This window comes from Enterobacter cloacae complex sp.6700776 (assembly GCF_048284255.1).
Lineage (GTDB): Bacteria > Pseudomonadota > Gammaproteobacteria > Enterobacterales > Enterobacteriaceae > Enterobacter > Enterobacter intestinihominis.
This window is the reverse complement of the sequence record NZ_JBLVYK010000328.1, coordinates 1-261: the sequence shown is the minus strand read 5'-3', so window position 1 is coordinate 261 and position 261 is coordinate 1. Positions and strand designations below refer to the sequence as shown.

Genomic DNA, 261 nt, shown 5'->3' with positions numbered 1-261 from the left:
GGAAAAATTAACTCAGGATGTGCTGAATATCGCATGCGAACATCACTGGGTCACATATGCTGAAGTGGAGATTGATAAACTTCATGCGCTGCGCTATGCCGACTCGGTGTCCATGACCATGAGCTGGCGTCGCTAACCATGTCAGGGAGGTGGTATGAAGATCCTGCTTACTGGTGGTACCGGCCTGATTGGCCGACATCTGATACCCAGATTGCTGGAGCTCGGGCATAGCGTCACGGTCTCCACGCGACATCCGGATAC

Annotated in this window: 1 protein-coding gene and 1 pseudogene; both read left to right on the top strand. The window is 52.9% G+C overall.

What is annotated here, in order from left to right:
• Nucleotides 1–136, top strand: a pseudogene (folX, locus tag ACNQ0T_RS24490) (dihydroneopterin triphosphate 2'-epimerase); the annotation flags it as partial.
• 18 nt (nucleotides 137–154) lie between these two features.
• Nucleotides 155–261 (top strand): NAD-dependent epimerase/dehydratase family protein (locus tag ACNQ0T_RS24485; RefSeq protein ID WP_417930524.1); only part of this gene is annotated, 107 nt, incomplete at its 3' end.